This window comes from Pseudomonas sp. R19M (genome assembly GCF_050312585.1).
Taxonomy (GTDB): domain Bacteria; phylum Pseudomonadota; class Gammaproteobacteria; order Pseudomonadales; family Pseudomonadaceae; genus Aquipseudomonas; species Aquipseudomonas palleroniana.
In genome coordinates, this window is record NZ_JBNPJV010000031.1 from 1 (window position 1) to 333 (window position 333).

The window sequence follows — 333 nt, forward strand, 5'->3', positions numbered from 1 at the left end:
AATATGGTCGGGGTAGGGGGATTCGAACTCCCGACATCCTGCTCCCAAAGCAGGCGCGCTACCGGACTGCGCTATACCCCGGTAAAAGAAAGGCGACCTTTCAGTCGCCTTCTTCGATCAGTGCTTTTGGCCTCTGATCTTAAGATTCGATTCCAGGATTAACTGGTCTCAAAAATGGTGGGTCGTGTGGGATTCGAACCTACGACCAATTGGTTAAAAGCCAACTGCTCTACCAACTGAGCTAACGACCCAAATATGGTCGGGGTAGGGGGATTCGAACTCCCGACATCCTGCTCCCAAAGCAGGCGCGCTACCGGACTGCGCTATACCCCG

At 53.8% G+C, this 333-nt stretch carries 3 tRNA genes; all 3 read right to left on the bottom strand.

Features of this window, described 5'->3' with window-relative positions:
* Positions 1 to 4: 4 nt before the first annotated feature.
* A tRNA-Pro gene (locus ACQRBT_RS05230) sits at positions 5 to 81 on the bottom strand.
* A gap of 94 nt (positions 82 to 175) precedes the next feature.
* A tRNA-Lys gene (locus tag ACQRBT_RS05235) sits at positions 176 to 251 on the bottom strand.
* 5 nt (positions 252 to 256) lie between these two features.
* Positions 257 to 333 (bottom strand) — tRNA-Pro (locus ACQRBT_RS05240).